This window comes from Tateyamaria omphalii, from assembly GCF_001969365.1.
In the GTDB taxonomy this organism is placed as follows: Bacteria; Pseudomonadota; Alphaproteobacteria; order Rhodobacterales; family Rhodobacteraceae; genus Tateyamaria; species Tateyamaria omphalii_A.
Genome location: NZ_CP019312.1, coordinates 3,340,895 through 3,359,460 on the forward strand (window position 1 = coordinate 3,340,895; position 18,566 = coordinate 3,359,460).

General features: G+C 59.2%; 15 protein-coding genes. 9 read left to right on the forward strand and 6 right to left on the reverse strand.

What is annotated here, in order from left to right:
• Positions 1-2 precede the first annotated feature (2 nt).
• From pip to infB, 6 genes are all read left to right on the forward strand, one after another.
• Positions 3-974 carry a prolyl aminopeptidase gene (gene pip, locus BWR18_RS16785; protein ID WP_076629583.1) on the forward strand — a complete coding sequence of 324 codons (972 nt, stop codon included), beginning with the start codon at positions 3-5 and terminating at the stop codon, positions 972-974.
• A complete protein-coding gene (locus BWR18_RS16790; protein ID WP_076629584.1) occupies positions 971-1,741 on the forward strand; it encodes an ABC transporter substrate-binding protein in 771 nt (256 codons plus the stop codon). Before pip ends, BWR18_RS16790 begins: the two co-directional genes overlap by 4 nt.
• 137 nt (positions 1,742-1,878) lie before the next feature.
• Positions 1,879-2,454 carry a ribosome maturation factor RimP gene (gene rimP, locus BWR18_RS16795; RefSeq protein ID WP_076629585.1) on the forward strand — a complete coding sequence of 192 codons (576 nt, stop codon included), beginning with the start codon at positions 1,879-1,881 and terminating at the stop codon, positions 2,452-2,454.
• A complete protein-coding gene (gene nusA / locus BWR18_RS16800; protein WP_076629586.1) occupies positions 2,454-4,073 on the forward strand; it encodes a transcription termination factor NusA in 1,620 nt (539 codons plus the stop codon). Before rimP ends, nusA begins: the two co-directional genes overlap by 1 nt.
• A gap of 22 nt (positions 4,074-4,095) precedes the next feature.
• Positions 4,096-4,746, forward strand: coding sequence for an RNA-binding protein (locus BWR18_RS16805; protein WP_076629587.1), 651 nt, complete (start codon positions 4,096-4,098; stop codon positions 4,744-4,746).
• 9 nt (positions 4,747-4,755) lie between these two features.
• Positions 4,756-7,227, forward strand: a complete 2,472-nt coding sequence (gene infB, locus BWR18_RS16810) for a translation initiation factor IF-2 (protein ID WP_076629588.1) — start codon at positions 4,756-4,758, stop codon at positions 7,225-7,227.
• Positions 7,228-7,549: 322 nt separating this feature from the next.
• On the opposite strand, the gene BWR18_RS16815 is transcribed toward infB, so the two are convergent.
• From BWR18_RS16815 to BWR18_RS16825, 3 genes are read right to left on the reverse strand one after another with little or no spacing between them, the layout of a single operon-like run.
• Positions 7,550-7,948: a (deoxy)nucleoside triphosphate pyrophosphohydrolase gene (locus BWR18_RS16815; RefSeq protein WP_076629589.1), complete on the reverse strand. Its 399-nt coding sequence runs from the start codon at positions 7,946-7,948 to the stop codon at positions 7,550-7,552.
• Positions 7,945-9,171 (reverse strand): bifunctional glutamate N-acetyltransferase/amino-acid acetyltransferase ArgJ, encoded by a 1,227-nt coding sequence (gene argJ, locus BWR18_RS16820; RefSeq protein WP_076629590.1) that lies wholly within the window; start codon positions 9,169-9,171, stop codon positions 7,945-7,947. Before argJ ends, BWR18_RS16815 begins: the two co-directional genes overlap by 4 nt.
• Before the next feature lie 3 nt (positions 9,172-9,174).
• Entirely contained in the window at positions 9,175-10,014 is an 840-nt protein-coding gene (locus BWR18_RS16825) for a peptidylprolyl isomerase (RefSeq protein WP_076630381.1), read from the reverse strand.
• 177 nt (positions 10,015-10,191) lie between these two features.
• Here BWR18_RS16825 and secA point away from each other — a divergent pair, with 177 nt between their 5' ends.
• The 3 genes from secA to BWR18_RS16840 all read left to right on the forward strand — a co-directional run bounded on the left by secA (position 10,192) and on the right by BWR18_RS16840 (position 15,585).
• Positions 10,192-12,891, forward strand: coding sequence for a preprotein translocase subunit SecA (secA, locus tag BWR18_RS16830; protein WP_076629591.1), 2,700 nt, complete (start codon positions 10,192-10,194; stop codon positions 12,889-12,891).
• A gap of 119 nt (positions 12,892-13,010) precedes the next feature.
• Positions 13,011-14,009 (forward strand): hypothetical protein, encoded by a 999-nt coding sequence (locus BWR18_RS16835; RefSeq protein WP_076629592.1) that lies wholly within the window; start codon positions 13,011-13,013, stop codon positions 14,007-14,009.
• 22 nt (positions 14,010-14,031) lie between these two features.
• Entirely contained in the window at positions 14,032-15,585 is a 1,554-nt protein-coding gene (locus tag BWR18_RS16840) for a phosphate ABC transporter substrate-binding/OmpA family protein (RefSeq protein ID WP_076629593.1), read from the forward strand.
• On the opposite strand, the gene radC is transcribed toward BWR18_RS16840, so the two are convergent.
• From radC to dnaJ, 3 genes are all read right to left on the reverse strand, one after another.
• Entirely contained in the window at positions 15,582-16,331 is a 750-nt protein-coding gene (radC, locus tag BWR18_RS16845) for a RadC family protein (protein WP_076629594.1), read from the reverse strand. The genes BWR18_RS16840 and radC overlap by 4 nt on opposite strands.
• Positions 16,332-16,426: 95 nt before the next feature.
• Entirely contained in the window at positions 16,427-17,164 is a 738-nt protein-coding gene (locus BWR18_RS16850; RefSeq protein WP_076629595.1) for a calcium-binding protein, read from the reverse strand.
• Positions 17,165-17,370: 206 nt separating this feature from the next.
• Complete coding sequence (gene dnaJ, locus BWR18_RS16855; RefSeq protein WP_076629596.1) at positions 17,371-18,531, reverse strand: molecular chaperone DnaJ; 1,161 nt, start codon at positions 18,529-18,531, stop codon at positions 17,371-17,373.
• Positions 18,532-18,566 lie beyond the last annotated feature (35 nt).

An 18,566-nucleotide genomic window follows, 5' to 3' on the forward strand; every position in this document is an offset into this window, starting at 1 on the left:
TAATGGACAAACACAGCGATCAAAAGCGCGCGGTACAGTATCTGTACCCGCCCATGGACCCCTACGACCAACGGATGCTTGAGGTTGGTCAAGGACACCGTATCTACGTGGAACAATGCGGCAATCCAAACGGGATGCCAGTGGTGGTTTTGCATGGTGGTCCTGGCGGCGGGTGCAGTCCCGCAATGCGTCGGTATTTTGATCCAGAACACTACCGGGTGATTCTGTTTGATCAGCGCGGCTGTGGCAGGTCGCGCCCGCACGCGTCCGTGATGAACAATACGACCTGGCATCTGGTCGACGACATCGAGTTGATCCGTAAGACACTGGGCATCGACGCGTGGATTGTGTTTGGCGGATCGTGGGGCGCAACGCTCGCCCTGATCTACGCCGAGGCGCACCCGGCGCGGGTGCGCAATCTGGTGCTGCGCGGCGTGTTCCTGATGACGCAAGCCGAGCTTGACTGGTTCTACGGCGGTGGAGCGGGCAAGTTCTGGCCCGAGGTGTGGTCGCGCTTCGAAGGGCTGATCCCCGAAGATGAGCGTGGAGATCTGATTGGTGCCTATCACCGGCGTCTGTTTTCTGGCGATGTTGCGATGGAAACCCGCTTTGCCCGCGCGTGGTCGTCTTGGGAAAATGCATTGGCCTCGATCCATTCATCTGGTGCCGGTGGAGAGGCGCCTGGCGACTATGCCCGTGCCTTTGCCCGGCTCGAGAATCATTATTTCACCAACGCCGGTTTCCTTGAGTTCGACGGTCAGATTCTCGCTCATGCAGGTCGTATCAAGCACATTCCGGGCACTATCGTGCAAGGCCGCTACGACATGATCTGCCCGCCCGACAGTGCCTATGCGTTGTCAAAGGTGTGGCCGCTGGGGGAACTTAAAATGGTCCGCAATGCCGGTCATGCCTTGTCTGAACCGGGGATTTCGGCTGAACTGGTGCGCACGATGGACAGGATCGCAGGAAAATGACCCGCATTGACCGCCGCGCGCTTTTTGCGTCCGGTGCTGCCGCAGCCTTGCTGGCGGCCACCGGTGCATCGGCTTTGCCGCAGCGGGGTGGACGGTTGCGCGCTGCGTTGTCACCGGAATTGTTTGAACAGGCAGTGGCCGCGACTGTCTACGACAACCTGACCGAGATTGCCGCCGACGGTACGCTGCGTGGTGAGTTGGCGACCGAATGGTCATCAGATCCCGATGCGCGTGTGTGGCGGTTCACGCTGCGCGATGGCGTGACGTTCCACGACAACAAGCCGTTTGAAGCGTCCGCGGTATCGCATTTGCCGTGGGATGTGCAGATGTTGGATCCGCTGGCCATCCAAATCAATCTTGATCAGCCGAACCCGAGCCTGCCTTACCTGCTTGCGCAGCCCGGATTTGAAATCCGTGGGGCAACGGGTACGGGGCTGTACAAGGCCCAGAAGCTGGATGACGGGCGGCACTTTATCGGCACGCGTGTCGCAGATCATTGGAAGCAAGGCGCAGGCTGGTTCGACTCGGTCGAATTCGTGCAGTTCAGTGCCGATCACGTGCGCGGCGAGGCGCTGCGCGATGGCTTGGTGGATGTGGCAGATGTGATCGCCCTCGACGGCTATGCCGATCCGCGTGATTTCCAGGCTTTGCCGAATGCTCACGCTGCAACCCATATCGTGAGCCGCTCGGTCACTGTGCCCGTAACGGTTGGCAAATCCTGGCCGCTCGACAACCTGCGCATGGCAGAACGGTGGTGGATGGCCTGAGGCAAATCGCATGGGGCTTGCAGACTCCGGGGCACATGCGTATATCCCCCTCAACAGCGGCGCGCTGGGGTCCACACCCGACGCTCCACCGGGAAACATCGACGGGCCGCGCGCCCGTTTTTTTGTGCTTGGATCAAATGACCAACGACCTGATTGCCAAAGCTGCCATCGACCGCCGCCTTGCCGAGATCATCACCCCGGTGATCGAGGATCTGGGCTATGAGCTGGTGCGCGTGCGACTGATGAGCGGCAAGGAAACGACGCTGCAGATCATGGCCGACAAGCCCGATGGCGGGATCGAGGTGGATGATTGCGGTGCGATTTCCACCGCTGTGAGTGCGACGTTGGATGTCGAGGATCCGATCCTCGATGCTTATACGCTCGAAGTATCCTCGCCCGGCATTGACCGACCGCTGACCCGGCTGAAAGACTTCGACATGTTCGAGGGCTATGACGCCAAGCTGGAAACCGATGAGTTGATCGACGGACGGCGCCGTTTCAAAGGCGTGCTTGCAGGTGTCGAGGATGACGAGGTGCTGATCAACGTGGCCGAGGGCACGATTGGCCTGAAGTTCGAGTGGTTGAGCGACGCCAAGCTGGTCCTGACGGACGAGTTGATCAAAGAGATGTTACGCCAGCGCAAAGCGGCTGGCGTGATCAAAGAGACAGAATTCGACGAAATACAGACCGAAGGGTCAGAGGAGGACAGCTGATGGCCATTACATCTGCAAACCAGCTTGAGCTGCTGCAAACCGCGGAAGCCGTTGCCCGTGAAAAGATGATCGACCCCGGTCTGGTGGTCGAGGCGATGGAAGAGTCGCTCGCGCGCGCGGCGAAGTCCCGCTACGGGGCCGAGATGGACATTCGTGTGTCCATCGACCGCAAGACCGGCAAGGCGACATTCACCCGTGTCCGCACCGTGGTCGAGGATGAAGAGCTGGAGAACTACCAGGCCGAGTTCACCGTTGAGCAGGCCAAGCAGTATCTCGACAACCCCGCCGTCGGTGACACTTTTGTAGAGGAAGTCCCTCCGGTCGAGATGGGCCGCATCGCAGCGCAATCCGCCAAGCAGGTGATCCTGCAAAAGGTGCGCGAAGCCGAGCGTGATCGTCAGTTCGAAGAGTTCAAGGATCGCGCGGGCACCATCATCAACGCGCTGGTCAAGCGCGAGGAATACGGCAACGTCATCGTGGACGTCGGTGCCGGTGAGGCGATCCTGCGCCGCAATGAAAAGATCGGCCGCGAATCGTATCGCCCGAATGACCGCATCCGCTGCTACATCAAGGATGTGCGCCGCGAACAGCGTGGGCCGCAGATTTTCCTGAGCCGGACAGCGCCCGAATTCATGGCGGAACTGTTCAAGATGGAAGTGCCGGAGATCTACGACGGCATCATCGACATCAAGGCCGTGGCCCGCGACCCCGGGTCTCGCGCGAAGATTGCCGTGATTTCGTATGATAACTCCATCGACCCCGTGGGTGCGTGCGTCGGTATGCGGGGTTCCCGCGTGCAGGCCGTCGTGAACGAGCTTCAGGGTGAAAAGATCGACATCATTCCGTGGAATGAGGATCAGCCGACCTTCCTTGTGAACGCATTGCAGCCCGCCGAGGTGAGCAAGGTGGTTCTGGACGAGGAAGCGGGCAAGATCGAAGTCGTCGTGCCCGAAGAGCAACTGTCGCTCGCCATCGGTCGTCGCGGTCAGAACGTGCGTCTGGCCAGCCAACTCACCAACCTTGACATCGACATTATGACCGAGGCAGACGAATCGGCGCGTCGTCAGGCCGAATTCGAAGAGCGCACCAAGCTGTTCATGGACAATCTGGACCTTGACGAATTCTTTGCCCAATTGCTGGTGTCCGAGGGGTTCACGAACCTCGAAGAGGTGGCCTATGTCGAGCTGGACGAATTGCTGGTCATCGACGGCGTGGACGAAGGCACAGCCGAGGAATTGCAAGCCCGTGCCCGCGACGTGCTGGAAGCTCAGGCCAAGGCAGCGCTGGACAACGCGCGATCAATGGGCGTCGAAGACAGCCTTATTGAATTCGACGGGCTTACACCCCAAATGGTAGAAGCGCTCGCCAAGGATGACGTTAAAACCCTGGAAGATTTTGCAACATGCGCAGACTGGGAACTGGCCGGTGGCTGGACAACCGTCGATGGCGAACGTCACAAGGACGATGGCGTACTGGAACCGTTTGACGTGTCGTTGGAAGAGGCGCAGCAACTGGTTATGACGGCGCGTATTTTGCTGGGTTGGGTCGATCCTGCCGAATTGGAAGCGGAAGCAGCGGAAGAAGACGGCGAAGAGCTGACCGAGGAGGCCGAGGCCTGATTTCAGGCCTCGGGTGAGCCTGATGGGACGCGGTGGCGACTCAAAGGATCGGTCGGATGGGCCGGAGCGCAAGTGCATTGCCACGGGCGAGGTGCAGCCCAAGAATGGGTTGATCCGCTTTGTCGTGGGGCCCGATGCGCAGATCGTGCCGGACATTGCGGGCAAGTTGCCCGGTCGTGGTATTTATGTTGCGGCGGATCGTGCGGCCTTGGACAAGGCCGTGAAGAAGAAGCTGTTTGCGCGGGGGGCCAAGCAATCCGTGCAGGTGCCGGATGATTTGGTCGAAGAAGTCGAGCGGCAACTGGCGCGGCGGGTTGTGGACCTGATCGCGCTGTCCCGTAAGGGCGGTCGCGCCGTGGCGGGGTATGAAAAGGTCAAGAACATGCTTGCGCTGGAAGAGGCGGATGTTCTGATCCAGGCAGTCGATGGGTCGGGCCGCGGCAAGTCCAAGCTGAGTACGCCGCATTTCGGCACATACATTGGCTGGCTGACATCGGATGAGTTGGGTTTGGCCTTTGGCCGTCAAACTGTGATACATGGGGCGCTCGCCTCTGGTGGACTCACGCAACGTGTTGTAGAGGAAGCCAACCGTTTACGCGGAGTCCGCGAAAACAGGGTGGCTGGCGCCACCGGGCGCGAAAATGACGGCGGCAAGGGCCGCCGGGAAGGATAGACGAGCTTTATGAGCGATACTGACGGGAAGAAGACTTTGGGTCTGCGCAGCGGCGCGCGTCCGGGCAACGTGAAACAGAGTTTCAGCCACGGGCGGACCAAGAATGTCGTCGTCGAAACCAAGCGCAAGCGCGTTGTGGTGCCGAAGCCCGGTGCCGCAAAACCCGCTGGTGGCGCAGGCGCTGCCGGGGGTGATCCAAGCCGTCGCCCCGCAGGCATTTCCGATGCGGAGATGGATCGCCGCCTAAAGGCCGTGCAAGCCGCTAAGGCGCGCGAAGTCGAAGAGGCCGCAAAACGCGCCGAAGAAGAAAAAGCGCGCGAAGCCGAACGCGAGCGCCGCCGTGCTGAAGCCGAAGCCAAAGAGCAAGCCGAGCGTGAACGCGAGGAAGCGCTGAAGGCGAAGGAAGAAGAAGAGAAGCGCAAGGCCGCCGAGGCTGCTGCCGCTGCTCAGGCCGCTGCGGCGGCGCCTGCTGAAAAGGCGCAGCCGGTCCAGCGCCAGGCACAGCCTGCAGCGACACCGCGCAAGAATGATCGTGAGCGCGACCAGCGCCCCAGCAACCGTGGACGTGATGATGGCGGTCGACGGTCTGGCAAGCTGACCCTGAACCAAGCGCTCAGGGGCGGCGAAGGTGGTCGCCAGCGGTCGATGGCGGCCATGAAGCGCAAGCAGGAACGGGCCCGTCAAAAGGCAATGGGCGGTTCCGTTGAGCGTGAAAAGGTTGTCCGCGACGTGCAGGTGCCCGAAGCCATCGTCGTGAGCGAACTTGCCAACCGAATGACCGAAAAGGTCGGCGACGTAGTCAAGGCGCTGATGAACAACGGTATGATGGTAACTCAGAACCAGACCATCGACGCCGATACCGCGGAACTGATCGTCGAAGAGTTCGGCCACCGCGTCCAGCGTGTGTCGGATGCCGACGTCGAGGACGTGATCAAAGAGGTTCAGGATGAGGCAGATGACCTGCAGGGTCGTCCGCCGGTCATCACCATCATGGGCCACGTGGACCACGGCAAAACCTCGCTTCTGGATGCGATCCGCGATGCCAAGGTTGTCGCGGGCGAAGCGGGCGGGATTACCCAGCACATCGGTGCATATCAGGTGAAAACCGAAGACGGTGTGACGCTGTCCTTCCTCGACACCCCGGGCCACGCGGCGTTTACGTCGATGCGGTCGCGCGGTGCTCAGGTCACGGACATCGTTGTTCTGGTTGTGGCGGCGGACGATGCGGTAATGCCGCAGACGGTTGAAGCCATCAACCATGCCAAGGCCGCTGAAGTGCCGATGATTGTGGCGATCAACAAGATTGATAAACCGGGTGCGACTCCGGACAAGGTGCGCACCGATCTGCTGCAACACGAAGTGATCGTCGAGAAGATGTCGGGTGAGGTGCAGGATGTCGAAGTGTCTGCGATCACCGGGCAGGGCTTGGATCAGTTGCTGGAAGCCATCGCGCTTCAGGCCGAGATTCTGGAACTGAAAGCTAACCCGGATCGCGCTGCGCAGGGCGCAGTGATCGAAGCGCAGTTGGATGTGGGCCGTGGCCCCGTTGCGACCGTTCTCGTTCAAAACGGTACGCTGCGGCAAGGCGATATCTTTGTCGTGGGTGAGCAGTACGGTAAGGTTCGTGCCCTCATCAATGATAAGGGCGAGCGCGTGAAAGAGGCCGGGCCGTCGGTTCCGGTCGAAGTGCTTGGCCTGAACGGTACGCCAGAGGCTGGTGATGTTCTCAACGTGACCGAGACCGAAGCCCAGGCGCGTGAGATTGCCGAGTACCGCGAGAAAGCGGCCAAGGACAAACGCGCGGCGGCTGGTGCGGCGACGACCCTCGAACAGTTGATGGCGAACGCCAAGGCGGACGAGAATGTCAGCGAACTGCCCATCCTCGTTAAAGCGGATGTGCAGGGGTCTGCAGAGGCCATCGTTCAGGCGATGGAGAAGATTGGTAACGACGAAGTACGCGTACGCGTACTGCACTCGGGCGTCGGTGCGATCACCGAAACCGATGTGGGTCTGGCCGAAGCGTCGGGCGCGCCGATCATGGGTTTCAACGTCCGTGCGAACGCGTCTGCCCGGAACACAGCCAACCAAAAGGGTGTAGAGATCCGCTATTACTCGGTGATCTACGACCTTGTGGATGATGTGAAGGCCGCAGCCTCCGGTCTGCTGAGCGCTGAAATTCGTGAGAATTTCATCGGCTACGCCGAGATCAAGGAAGTGTTCAAGGTGACGGGTGTTGGCAAGGTGGCCGGTTGTCTGGTGACCGAAGGGGTCGCCCGCCGTTCGGCCGGTGTGCGTCTGCTGCGTGACAACGTGGTGATTCACGAGGGCACGCTGAAAACGCTCAAGCGCTTTAAGGACGAAGTGGCAGAAGTTCAGTCTGGGCAAGAATGCGGTATGGCGTTCGAGAATTACGATGATATCCGTCCGTCGGATGTGATCGAGATTTTCGAGCGAGAAGAGGTCACACGCACGCTCGACTGAGCAAGGCGGATAGAAAAAGAGAAAGGGGACGGTGTGGAACCGTCCCCTTTTTTACTCAGATCGTCGTGTTATGCAGTTTGCGAAACGGGTGTTCCGGAATAGTGGGCTCCATCAACCCGAACAGTCATCCGTCCATCTGGAAGGGTTTTCACGTAGAACCCTTGGATCAAAACGGCACTGCCCAAAGCAATTGTGCGTAGCATGACTTTCCTCCCCAAAAAGAAAGTAATATCTCAACTATAAGTGTATTGTTTAACAAGTCATCAACAATGTCACAAAACTGTTGTTTTTTTTGTCGTTTTGAGAAGATTGTTACCCGGCGTTACAACCAATCGCGGAGGATTGGGATCAATGGGACGTCAGCGGCTGGCATTGGATAATCGCGCAAATCCTTGGGCTTAACCCATTTTAAAGCCTGGTTCTCGCGGGATTGTGGTGTTCCTTCCCACTTTCGGCAGGCAAACAGCGGCATCAGCAGGTGGAAGTTATCATAGCTTTGGCTGGCAAATGTCAGAGGTGCGAGGCAAGACGCCCACGTATCGATTCCCAGTTCCTCGTTCAACTCCCGGATGAGCGCCGCTTCGGGCGACTCGCCGGTTTCGACCTTGCCTCCGGGAAACTCCCATAGGCCTGCCATTGATTTGCCTTCGGGCCGCTGTGCAATCAGCACACGACCATCGACGTCGATCAGGGCAACCGCAGAGACCAGCACGACTTTCATGACCGGTAGTCCGCGTTGATTTCGATGTAACCGTGGGTCAAATCACAGGTCCAAACTGTCGCGGATGCATCTCCCATTCCGCAGTCGACGCGGATGTAAATGTGATCCTGTTTCATATGGGCGGCGGCGTCTTCCTCGCGGTAGGTGGGGCTGACCCAACCGTTTTCCGCAACGAGCGTTTCCCCAAACCAGATTGACAACGTATCCCGTTCTGCCGGGGCGCCCGATTTACCGACGGCCATTACAACGCGGCCCCAATTCGGATCCTCGCCAGCGATAGCAGTTTTGACCAATGGGGAATTGGCGATCGACAATCCATGGGTTTTTGCCGCAGTCTTGTCCGTGCAGCCGGTTACTTCAATCTCAACAAATTTTGTGGCGCCTTCGCCGTCTCGGACAACTTGGTGCGCCAGATCAAGCATGACGGCATACAAGGCTTCTGCAAATGCAGTGTTGCCCGTGACATCAACACCGCTTGCCCCGGTTGCGGCGACAATCAAGCTGTCAGAGGTTGATGTATCGCTGTCGACCGTGATGCAATTGAAGGTCGCGTCACTGGTGTCACGCACCAAGTCCTGCAACGCGCTTTGGGTCATTTGCCCATCCGTAAAGATGTACACGAGCATTGTGGCCATGTCCGGTGCGATCATGCCGCTGCCCTTAGCGATGCCTGCGAGTGTGACGGGTTGGCCATCGACGTCGATGGTTTGCGTTGCGCCCTTGGAGTACGTATCCGTCGTCATGATCGCGGACGCGGCGTCCGCGATAGCATCCGCCGACTGTTGGGTAACGAGATTGGACAGATGCGCTGTGATCCGGCCGTGCGGCAATGGCTCGCCAATCACACCGGTCGATGCCGTAAACACCCGATCTGCCGGCAAGCCGGTTGCCCTTGCCGTTGCATCGACCACTGCCGCGACCGCATCGACGCCGTTACGCCCGGTAAACGCGTTGGCGTTACCTGCGTTCACCAGAATAGCTGCGCCGGCATCTTGCTCACCGCCCAGCTTGGCTTGGCAATCCAGAACCGGGGCCGCACGAGTTGCGGATTTGGTAAAAACCCCGGCGATACTGGTGCCAGGGGCACAGATCGCCAGCATCACGTCCAGCCGCCCCGAATATTTTATACCCGCCTCGGCAGCGGCAAAGGTGACGCCATCGATTTGGGGAAGGTCTGGGAACGTCTCGGGTGCCAGTGGCGACCGGGGCAGCGCGCCAGCCATCCGTTACTCCACCAATCCCAGGTCGGACAGGATTTCAGGGTCGATGTCTCCGGCGCCGGATTGGTCAATCTGCGCATCTGCTGTCAGGGAAGCCACGTAGTCTTCGACAGCTGCGTCGCGTACCTCCTGAAGCAGTTCCTCGCGTACCTCGTCAAGCGACGGGGCATCGGGTGTCCGGGTCTCGTTCAGGACAATGACGTGCCAGCCGAATTGAGTTTGCACCGGCTCAGACACTTCACCCACTTCCAAAGAGATGACTGCCGCTTCGAAGCTGGGCACCATCGCACCTGCGCCGAACCAGCCAAGCTGTCCGCCATTGGGTCCGGATGGCCCTGTGGACTTTTCACGCGCGGTCGCTCCAAAATCTGCACCGCCGTCAATCTCGGTCTTGATAGCCTTGGCTTCTTCCTCGGTTTCGACCAGGATATGAGACGCGTTGTACTCCTCTTGCGGGGTGACGCCCTCGTATTTCAGATCGTAGGCGGCCTGGATCGCGTCATCCGTCAGCTTTTCCTGAAACAGGGTTTCCAGTTCTTCGCCCGCTGTCAGGGAACGGGTTTCGTTTTCGATTTGCAGCATGGTCCGTTTGGGCAGGTCACCGTCAAAGGACTGGGCCAGAAGGGTCTGGTTGATCAGTTGTTCCAGGATACCGCTGAACAAAACATCATTCGGCAATTGCTGGAACTGCTGGGGCAGCGAGGCGCGCGCCACGATCATGTGACCGACCGTGATGTCCGTGCCATTTACGGTCGCCACAACCGTGTCTGCGTCTTGTGCTGTTGCTGGGGTCGCCAGGGCCGCAATCAAACCCAGTGCCGGCAACGAGAGGAAGCGTTTATTCATGTAACAATCCTTGGGCTCATGCGCCCCACCCGGGGCGCGCATTGACACGGTTTCACGTGACCCTTACATCGCCCTATGGACGCGGCCTGGGCCGATTTTCGCCCACCGTTATTATGGGCTTGGCGCGCGCCCGGCAAGCAGTTGCTGCATAGACACAAACGATCGGCTGGAGAACGTATGCTCGGTTTCGGAACACTCACCAAGAAGGTGTTTGGCACCCCCAATGATCGCAAGATCAAGAGCACGCGGCCGCTGGTCGAAAAGATCAACGCGCTTGAGCCTGAATTCGAGGCGCTGAGCGACGATGGTCTGAAGGATAAGACGCAGGCTTTGGCTGAGCGGGCGATGGGTGGCGAAGCCCTTGACGACCTGTTGCCAGAGGCATTTGCGAACTGTCGCGAGGCTGCCAAGCGCACGTTAGGTCTGCGCGCTTATGACACGCAACTCCTTGCCGCGATCTTTCTGCATCAGGGCAATATCGCCGAACAGAAGACAGGCGAGGGCAAGACCCTGACGGCGGCCTTTGCCGCCTATCTGAATGCGCTGTCAGGCAAGGGCGTGCATGTGGTGACCGTGAACGAATATCTTGTCCAGCGTGATGCGGATTGGATGGGCAAGGTCTATGGTGCACTGGGTCTGACCACCGGTGTTGCGATCAACGGGATCGGCGAAGAAAACAAGCGCGCGGCCTACGCATGTGATATCACCTATGCAACCAACAACGAGTTGGGGTTCGACTATCTGCGCGATAACATGAAGCCCTCGATCGAAGAGATGGTGCAGCGCGGCCACAATTTCGCAATCGTGGACGAGGTCGACAGTATCCTGATTGATGAAGCACGGACACCGCTGGTCATTTCTGGCCCGCTGCAGGACCGGTCCGAGATGTACGTGACCATTGACGGCGTTATTCCGTTGATCGAGGATGACCACTTCACCCTCGATGAAAAGCAGAAGAACGTCACCTTCACCGATGATGGTAACGAGTTCGTCGAAGAGCAGCTGCGCGTGCGTGGCCTGATCGAGGAAGGCGCGTCGCTTTACGACCCGGAGAGCACAACCATCGTGCACCACGTGAACCAGGGTCTGCGGGCGCACAAGCTGTTCCAGAAGGACAAGGATTACATCGTCCGCAACGGTGAGGTTGTACTGATCGACGAATTCACCGGTCGTATGATGACGGGCCGCCGCCTGTCCGACGGTCTGCATCAAGCCATCGAGGCCAAGGAAGGCGTGCAAATCCAGCCGGAGAATCAGACGCTGGCGTCCGTAACGTTCCAGAATTACTTCCGTCTGTATGGAAAACTGGCCGGCATGACCGGGACCGCCGCGACCGAGGCCGAGGAGTTCCAGACAATTTATGGGCTGGGCGTGGTCGAAGTGCCCACCAACAGGCCCATTGCGCGTTTGGACGAAGACGACCAAGTGTTCCGCACCGGGCAGGAAAAGTACAAGGCCATGATCGACGAGATCAAGGCAGCCCATGAAAAGGGTCAGCCCGTCCTTGTCGGCACGACGTCCATCGACAAGTCCGAGATGTTTGCCGAAGCGCTTAAGGCCGAAGGGATTGCACACAACGTCCTGAACGCCCGCCAGCACGAGCAAGAAGCGCAGATTATCGCCGACGCCGGTAAGCTGGGCGCTGTGACCATTGCGACCAATATGGCCGGCCGCGGCACTGACATTCAGCTTGGCGGCAACGTCGAAATGAAGGTGCTTGAGGCGATCACCGCCGACCCCGAAGCGGACCCGGACGAAGTGCGCAAGCGCATCGAGGCGGAGCATGAGGACGAAAAGCAGAAGGTGCTTGCCGCTGGTGGCCTTTTTGTCCTCGCCTCCGAACGCCATGAAAGCCGCCGGATCGACAACCAGCTGCGCGGCCGGTCGGGCCGTCAGGGCGATCCGGGCCGCACGTCGTTCTACCTGAGCCTAGAAGATGATCTGATGCGCATCTTTGGCTCTGACCGGCTGGACAAGGTGCTCAAGACGCTTGGCCTGGAGGAGGGGGAGGCGATTGTGCACCCTTGGGTGAACAAATCCCTCGAACGTGCGCAGGCCAAGGTAGAAGGGCGCAACTTCGACATCCGCAAGCAGCTTCTCAAATTCGACGATGTGATGAACGATCAGCGCCGCGTGGTCTTTTCACAACGCCGCGAGATCATGGAAGCGCAGGATCTTTCGGAAATCACGTCCGACATGCGAGACGAGGTGATCGACGACCTGATTGACCAGTATATGCCGCCCAATAGCTATGCTGACCAATGGGACACCGAGGGGCTCTATGCTGCTGTTCTTGAGAACCTGGGCATTGATGCGCCTGTTATGGCCTGGTGCGATGAAGAGGGCGTAGACGATGAACAAATTCGCGAACGCCTGATTGAAGCGAGCGACAAGATGCTCGCCGAAAAGGCCGAGGCCTTTGGCGAAGAAAACATGCGCAGCATCGAAAAGCAGTTGATCCTGCAAGCGATCGACGGCAAGTGGCGCGAGCATTTGTTGACGCTTGAACACCTGCGGTCCGTTGTCGGTTTCCGAGGTTATGCGCAGCGCGACCCGCTGAATGAGTACAAGAACGAAGCGTTCCAGCTGTTTGAAAGCATGTTGGAAAGCCTGCGCACGGAAGTGACCAACAAATTGTCGCGTATCCGTCCGCTGACGGACGAAGAGCGCGAGCAGATGCTGGCCCAGATGGCGGCGCAGCAACAACAGGTTGCCGATGCAGCCAAGACAAACGCGCCTCCTGCTCCGACGGCGGAAGCGGTTGCGAATGGTTTTGACGAGAATGATCGAAGCACGTGGGGAAATCCGGGTCGGAACGACCTTTGTCCCTGTGGCTCTGGCAAGAAGTTCAAGCATTGTCATGGGGCATTTGTCTGATATCGACATCACCCTCGGTGCCGTATTCCTGCCGTAAAGACTCCCAACAGCTGTCATAACCCGGCCCGTTTCTCGTGCGACCTTGCCCTTGAACCAATCCGTGGGAAGGGAATGGGACGATGCGATATGTAAAAGAGATCGCAACCGGCGCAACGACGCTGGCAGTTGCGGTCGGCATTGGCTTTGTCATGCAAAGCGGCGAAGCCGCCAAAGCAAGATATGGCGAAACGGCGCGAAATGTGTCCGCACCGGTGAACTCTTTGTTCAACGGCTCCGAAAACGCGGATGTCTTGTTGGAAGTGCAGGAGATTGAATTGACCTCGGCCACCGATCCGGTGTCAGTACCTGTTCCACAGGCCGATTCGAACGTGCAGCGCGTCTCAGTACCTGCAGCCACTGACATGCCGGACGAAAGTGACGTTCTGCCGCAGGCCGACGGGTGCGCGATCGTCGCAGGCGCCCAAGCCGGACCAGCGGCGATGGTCGACCTGTCCCTTACCGCGCCATGCGCCGTGAACGAACGGTTGACCGTGCACCACAACGGCATGATGTTCACCGAAACAACCGACGCAAATGGCAATCTGAACCTGACTGTCCCTGCTTTGACAGAGCAAGCTGTGTTCATCATGGCCTTTTCCGACGGTGACGGTGCCGTAGCGCAGGCCATTGTGTCCGATGTTGCGCAATACGAGCGGACGACACTGCAATGGCGTGGGCGTGCAGGTTTCGAACTGCATGCGCGCGAATTTGGCGCCGACTACGGGCAGGACGGTCACGTCTGGTCAGGCGCTGATCAAAATGTTCCAGGCATGATGCGTGGCGACAACGGCTACGTCATGCGGCTTGGGGACACAGAACTAACTGAGCCCCTTATTGCCGAGATCTATACCTATCCGTCTGGCCATTCGGTCCAATCGGGCACTATCGACCTGAGCGTCGAAGCAGAGGTCACCTTGGACAATTGCGGTATCGAGGTTGAAGCCCAATCGCTTGAAATCATGACGGATGGTACAGTGAAAACGCAGGATCTGACATTGGCAGTGCCCGGTTGTGACGCGGTTGGGAGCTTTCTGGTGTTGAACAATTTGGTCTCAGACCTGAAAGTCGCCAGCAACTGACCGCAGCGACGACAGGCTTGATATGGCTTTGATACGTGCGGCGATTTTCGCCGCACTTTCCTTTTGGGGAATTGCGTCCTTTGCGCAGGACGTCACGCTCACATCGCCCGACGGGCAGGTGGAGTTGAGCGGGACGCTTTTGGGCTTTGACGGCGAATTCTACCGCATTGAAACCGTTTATGGTGAACTGACGGTGGACGGGTCGGGCGTGCTTTGTGAAGGGCCTGCCTGCCCGAACTTGCAGGATTTCGTGGCCGAGATCAGCGTGTCCGGATCATCAACGATGGGTGCGGTTTTGATGCCCGCATTGATCGAAGGGTTCGCGCTGCGAAACAATTACACCGCTGCGCGCGACGGCGTTGATTCGCGGAACTTCATATACACGTTGATAGATACGGAAACGGACAAGCCGGTCGCCCGCTTTTACTTTCACGTGTCCACCACTGATGAGGGCTTCGCAGACCTGTTGGCCAATGACGCCGACATCGTCATGGCGCTGCGCGAGATCAGGCCGGACGAACGCCAGCGCGCGCGCGACGCTGGCATGGGCGACATGACGGAGGCAAACCGCAGTCGCGTTCTTGCGCTTGACGCAATGGTGCCAGTCGTTTCGCCGTCTAACCCGGTCGACAGGATTTCGCCCCAAGACCTTGCCGCTGTCTTTGCCGGCCGCATTACCAATTGGACGGCACTTGGCGGCGCGGATGCTCCTATTGCCCTGCATCTGCCTGGCGCGCGCACCGGACTTGGGCAATCTGTTGAAGATGATGTAATGGGACCGGCGCGATCCACATTTGCTGAGGAGATCATGCGGCATGATCGCAGTCTGGAGGTGGTGAATGCGGTTTTGCGCGATCCCTTTGCCATCGGAATCGCAAGCTATGCCGACACAGGGGATGCGCGGGCTTTGACCTTGACCGGGTCTTGCGGTTTCTCCCTGTCGGCGGCGCGCGGCACGATCAAAACCGAAGACTATCCCCTTACCGCACCGATGTTTCTATACCTTCCCGCGCGTCGGTTGCCGAAGATCGGACGCGAGTTTCTGGCCTTTACTCGCGGCCAGTCAGCGCAGGTCGTGATCCGTCGGGCGGGGTTTGTGGACCAGGCCCCCGAAGAGGTGTCGATCAACGACCAGGGCTATCGCTTTGCCAATGCAGTGACGTCTGCCGGACCCGAGGTGTCGTTGGAAGAACTGCAGCGGATGACCCGCACACTTTATGGCATGGCCCGGCTGACCACGTCTTTTCGGTTCGAGGCGGGATCGGTGCGGTTGGACGCGCAGTCGCGGTCAAACGTGCAGCAATTGGCTCGGGCACTCGAGCAGGGAAAATACGATGCGCGACAGATCCTGCTTGTGGGGTTCAGCGACGGTGACGGGCCGGCCACCGCCAATCGCGACATTGCCCTGCGTCGCGCGGAGGCCGTGCGCCGTGCGGTCGAAACAGCCGCGCAAACGGCAAATTTCGAGCGTTTCCAAATGAACGTTGATGCGTTCGGAGAGGCGTTGCCGATGGCATGTGATGACAGCGCGTGGGGGCGTCAGGCCAACCGGCGGGTCGAGGTCTGGGTCCGCTAAAGATACCCTGCGGATTTGAAGCTGAGTTCCCGATCTTTACCGACGATCAGGTGGTCGTGGACGGTGATGCCAAGCGCGCCGCAGGCCATTTCCATCTTGGCGGTCATGTCGATGTCCGACTGGCTGGGCGTCGGGTCGCCCGAGGGGTGATTGTGCACGAGGATCAGGGCAGACGCATTCAGTTCCAGCGCCCGCTTGGCCACTTCGCGCGGGTAGACGGGCACGTGATCAACAGTGCCCTTACCCTGTTCTTCATCCGCGATGAGCACGTTCTTGCGGTCAAGATAGAGCACCCTGAACTGTTCAGTCTCTCGATGGGCCATGGTTGTGTGGCAGTAGTCCAGCAGCGCATCCCAGCTTGAAATCACGTGCGTATTCAATACTTTGGCGCGGGCCATACGGTGGGCGGCAGCTTCGACAATCTTCAGCTCGCAGATCACGGCGTCACCCACACCCTTCAACGTCCGCAGCCGCTCTACCGGGGCGGTCACCACGCGGTTGAAGTCACCGAATTCGGTCATCAGGGCATGCGCAAGCGGTTTGACGTCCTGGCGCGGTATTGCGCGGAAAAGGACAAGTTCCAGCAGCTCGTAATCTGGCATTGCACCGGCCCCACCGTCCATGAACCGGGTGCGCAGACGCTTGCGGTGATCGGCCATGTAAGATGGCGTGCGTCCCTTCGGTATGGACACAGGTGTTGCTTCGTCCAGATCGAAAGGTAGTGGTTGTTCGGCGAAATGGGACATGCCGAAACCCTGCGCGAGACTGGTTAGGGAAGCGTTAACAATGCACCTCCGCCCTACAAAAACCGTGGCAGGGCGAAGGTATGTGGCGCGCTATGTCAGAAGATGAAGTCGCCCGCACTAAGGTCGGATTCTTCTATGCCGCGCAGAACGACGACGCCTTCATCAAAGGTTAGCAACAGGTTGTTCCCGGACTGGCTGGCTGCATCCAGGACATCACCGAAGTTGTTGATACCACTGACAGAGGACAGATCGACACGGTCGTCGTCTTCGTCGAAGTCAGTGATGATGTCACGGCCGCCAACGAAGACGAAAGTGTCGTTTCCGTCTCCGCCCGTCAGTTCGTCACGGCCGCCACCGCCTGTCAGGCTGTCGGCTCCGTCGCCACCAAACAGCGTATCATTTCCGCGGCCACCGTCGATGTCATCTCCGCCCTCACCGCCTGTGATCCGGTCAGCACCCTTACCGCCAGAAATGTCATCGTTGCCTTCGCCTCCATTTATGCGATCTGCGCCAGCGGCGCCAAAGATCTCATCATTGCCATCCTCACCTATGATGGTGTCAGCTCCCGAGCCTCCAAACAGGTCGTCATTTCCGTCTTCGCCGAAGATGCGGTCATTGCCCGCACCACCGAAGACCGTGTCGTTTCCATCCTCTGCTTCAAGCCGATCGTTGCCGCCCTGACCGCGCAACAGGTCATCGTCATCTCCACCATCAAGCAAGTCGTTGCCGGCATTCCCATTTAGGGTGTCATCCCCATCAAAGCCGCGCAGCGTATCGTCAAACCGTCCGCCGCTCAGTAAGTCGTCGTTGTCTGTTCCTCGAAAAATTGGCATGTCAACTCCTCAGAATGCGCGGTCATCATTGAGCCGCGCACGAGAAGTGTGGTCGTTACGAGTGGGCGCCATAGGCAAGGCGTTTAGTGTGATCGAATAAACCAAAGGTATAAGCGGGCTTGTTCCGAGACAGCCATCCACCATGAAAATGGCCGCCCCGATGGTCGGAGCGGCATCAAAATGTCCCGAGCTTGGGAAGGATCCGCCTATCCCTTCATTGAGTCCCAGAAGGACTTCACGCTGGAAAAGAAGCTGGACGATTCAGGGTTGTTCTCTTCCGAGAGGTCCTCGAATTCACGCAGCAACTCCTTTTGGCGCGCCGTCAGGTTCACGGGCGTTTCTACAGCCAGTTCGATGAACATGTCACCTGCAGCACCGCCGCGCAGGGCTGGCATGCCCTTGCTGCGCAGACGCATCTGGCGACCCGATTGCGAACCTGCAGGGATTTGCACGCGACCGCGGCCACCGTCGATTGTGGGCACTTCGATGCTGCCGCCAAGGGCTGCCGTACCCATGCTGACCGGCACGCGGCAGAAGAGGTTGGTACCATCGCGTTCGAACAGCTTGTGGTCGGCCACATCGATGAAGATGTAAAGATCTCCCGACGGTCCGCCGCGCATTCCAGCCTCGCCTTCGCCCGCAAGGCGGATGCGGGTGCCGGTTTCCACGCCTGCGGGGATGTTCACAGACAATGCACGGTCTTTCTCGACCCGACCAGCGCCGCCACAGGCGCGGCAAGGGTCCTTGATGATCTGCCCGAGTCCGCCACATGTGGGGCAGGTCCGTTCGACGGTAAAGAAACCCTGTTGCGCGCGCACCTTGCCCATGCCGGAACATGTAGGGCAGGTGGTGGGTTCGGATCCGTCCTCTGCACCGGTGCCGTTGCAAGCGTCGCATTGCACGGATGTGGGCACATTTATGGTTTTCTGAAGACCGGCATAGGCATCTTCGAGCGAGACGCGCAGGTTGTAGCGCAGGTCGGAGCCGCGTGCGGCCCGTTGCCGCCCGCCACCGCCGCCGCGCTGGCCGCCCATGAAGTCGCCAAAGAGGTCGTCAAACACATCGGAGAAGGCAGAACCGAAGTCGCCTTGACCGCCACCGAAACCGCCACCGGGTCGTGCGCCGCCACCGCCCATACCGCCCTCGAACGCGGCGTGGCCAAAACGGTCATAGGCCGCTTTCTTGTCGGCGTCCTTGAGGACTTCGTAGGCTTCGTTGGCTTCCTTGAACTGCGCCTCGGCGTTTGGATTGTCCGCATTGCGGTCCGGGTGCAGCTCCTTGGCCTTTTTGCGATAGCCCTTTTTGATTTCGTCCGGACTTGCGCCCTTTGCGACGCCAAGTACGTCGTAATAGTCACGTTTTGCCATGGATCATGTCCTTTGCTGGAACGTCTGAGGCCGGC

Excerpts from the sequence above, each read along its gene's own strand:
- pip (WP_076629583.1), top strand. The coding sequence starts at position 3 with ATGGACAAACACAGCGATCAAAAGCGCGCGGTACAGTATCTGTACCCG.
- BWR18_RS16790 (WP_076629584.1), top strand. The coding sequence starts at position 971 with ATGACCCGCATTGACCGCCGCGCGCTTTTTGCGTCCGGTGCTGCCGCA.
- rimP (WP_076629585.1), top strand. The coding sequence starts at position 1,879 with ATGACCAACGACCTGATTGCCAAAGCTGCCATCGACCGCCGCCTTGCC.
- nusA (WP_076629586.1), top strand. The coding sequence starts at position 2,454 with ATGGCCATTACATCTGCAAACCAGCTTGAGCTGCTGCAAACCGCGGAA.
- BWR18_RS16805 (WP_076629587.1), top strand. The coding sequence starts at position 4,096 with ATGGGACGCGGTGGCGACTCAAAGGATCGGTCGGATGGGCCGGAGCGC.
- infB (WP_076629588.1), top strand. The coding sequence starts at position 4,756 with ATGAGCGATACTGACGGGAAGAAGACTTTGGGTCTGCGCAGCGGCGCG.
- BWR18_RS16815 (WP_076629589.1), bottom strand. The coding sequence starts at position 7,948 with ATGAAAGTCGTGCTGGTCTCTGCGGTTGCCCTGATCGACGTCGATGGT.
- argJ (WP_076629590.1), bottom strand. The coding sequence starts at position 9,171 with ATGGCTGGCGCGCTGCCCCGGTCGCCACTGGCACCCGAGACGTTCCCA.
- BWR18_RS16825 (WP_076630381.1), bottom strand. The coding sequence starts at position 10,014 with ATGAATAAACGCTTCCTCTCGTTGCCGGCACTGGGTTTGATTGCGGCC.
- secA (WP_076629591.1), top strand. The coding sequence starts at position 10,192 with ATGCTCGGTTTCGGAACACTCACCAAGAAGGTGTTTGGCACCCCCAAT.
- BWR18_RS16835 (WP_076629592.1), top strand. The coding sequence starts at position 13,011 with ATGCGATATGTAAAAGAGATCGCAACCGGCGCAACGACGCTGGCAGTT.
- BWR18_RS16840 (WP_076629593.1), top strand. The coding sequence starts at position 14,032 with ATGGCTTTGATACGTGCGGCGATTTTCGCCGCACTTTCCTTTTGGGGA.
- radC (WP_076629594.1), bottom strand. The coding sequence starts at position 16,331 with ATGTCCCATTTCGCCGAACAACCACTACCTTTCGATCTGGACGAAGCA.
- BWR18_RS16850 (WP_076629595.1), bottom strand. The coding sequence starts at position 17,164 with ATGCCAATTTTTCGAGGAACAGACAACGACGACTTACTGAGCGGCGGA.
- dnaJ (WP_076629596.1), bottom strand. The coding sequence starts at position 18,531 with ATGGCAAAACGTGACTATTACGACGTACTTGGCGTCGCAAAGGGCGCA.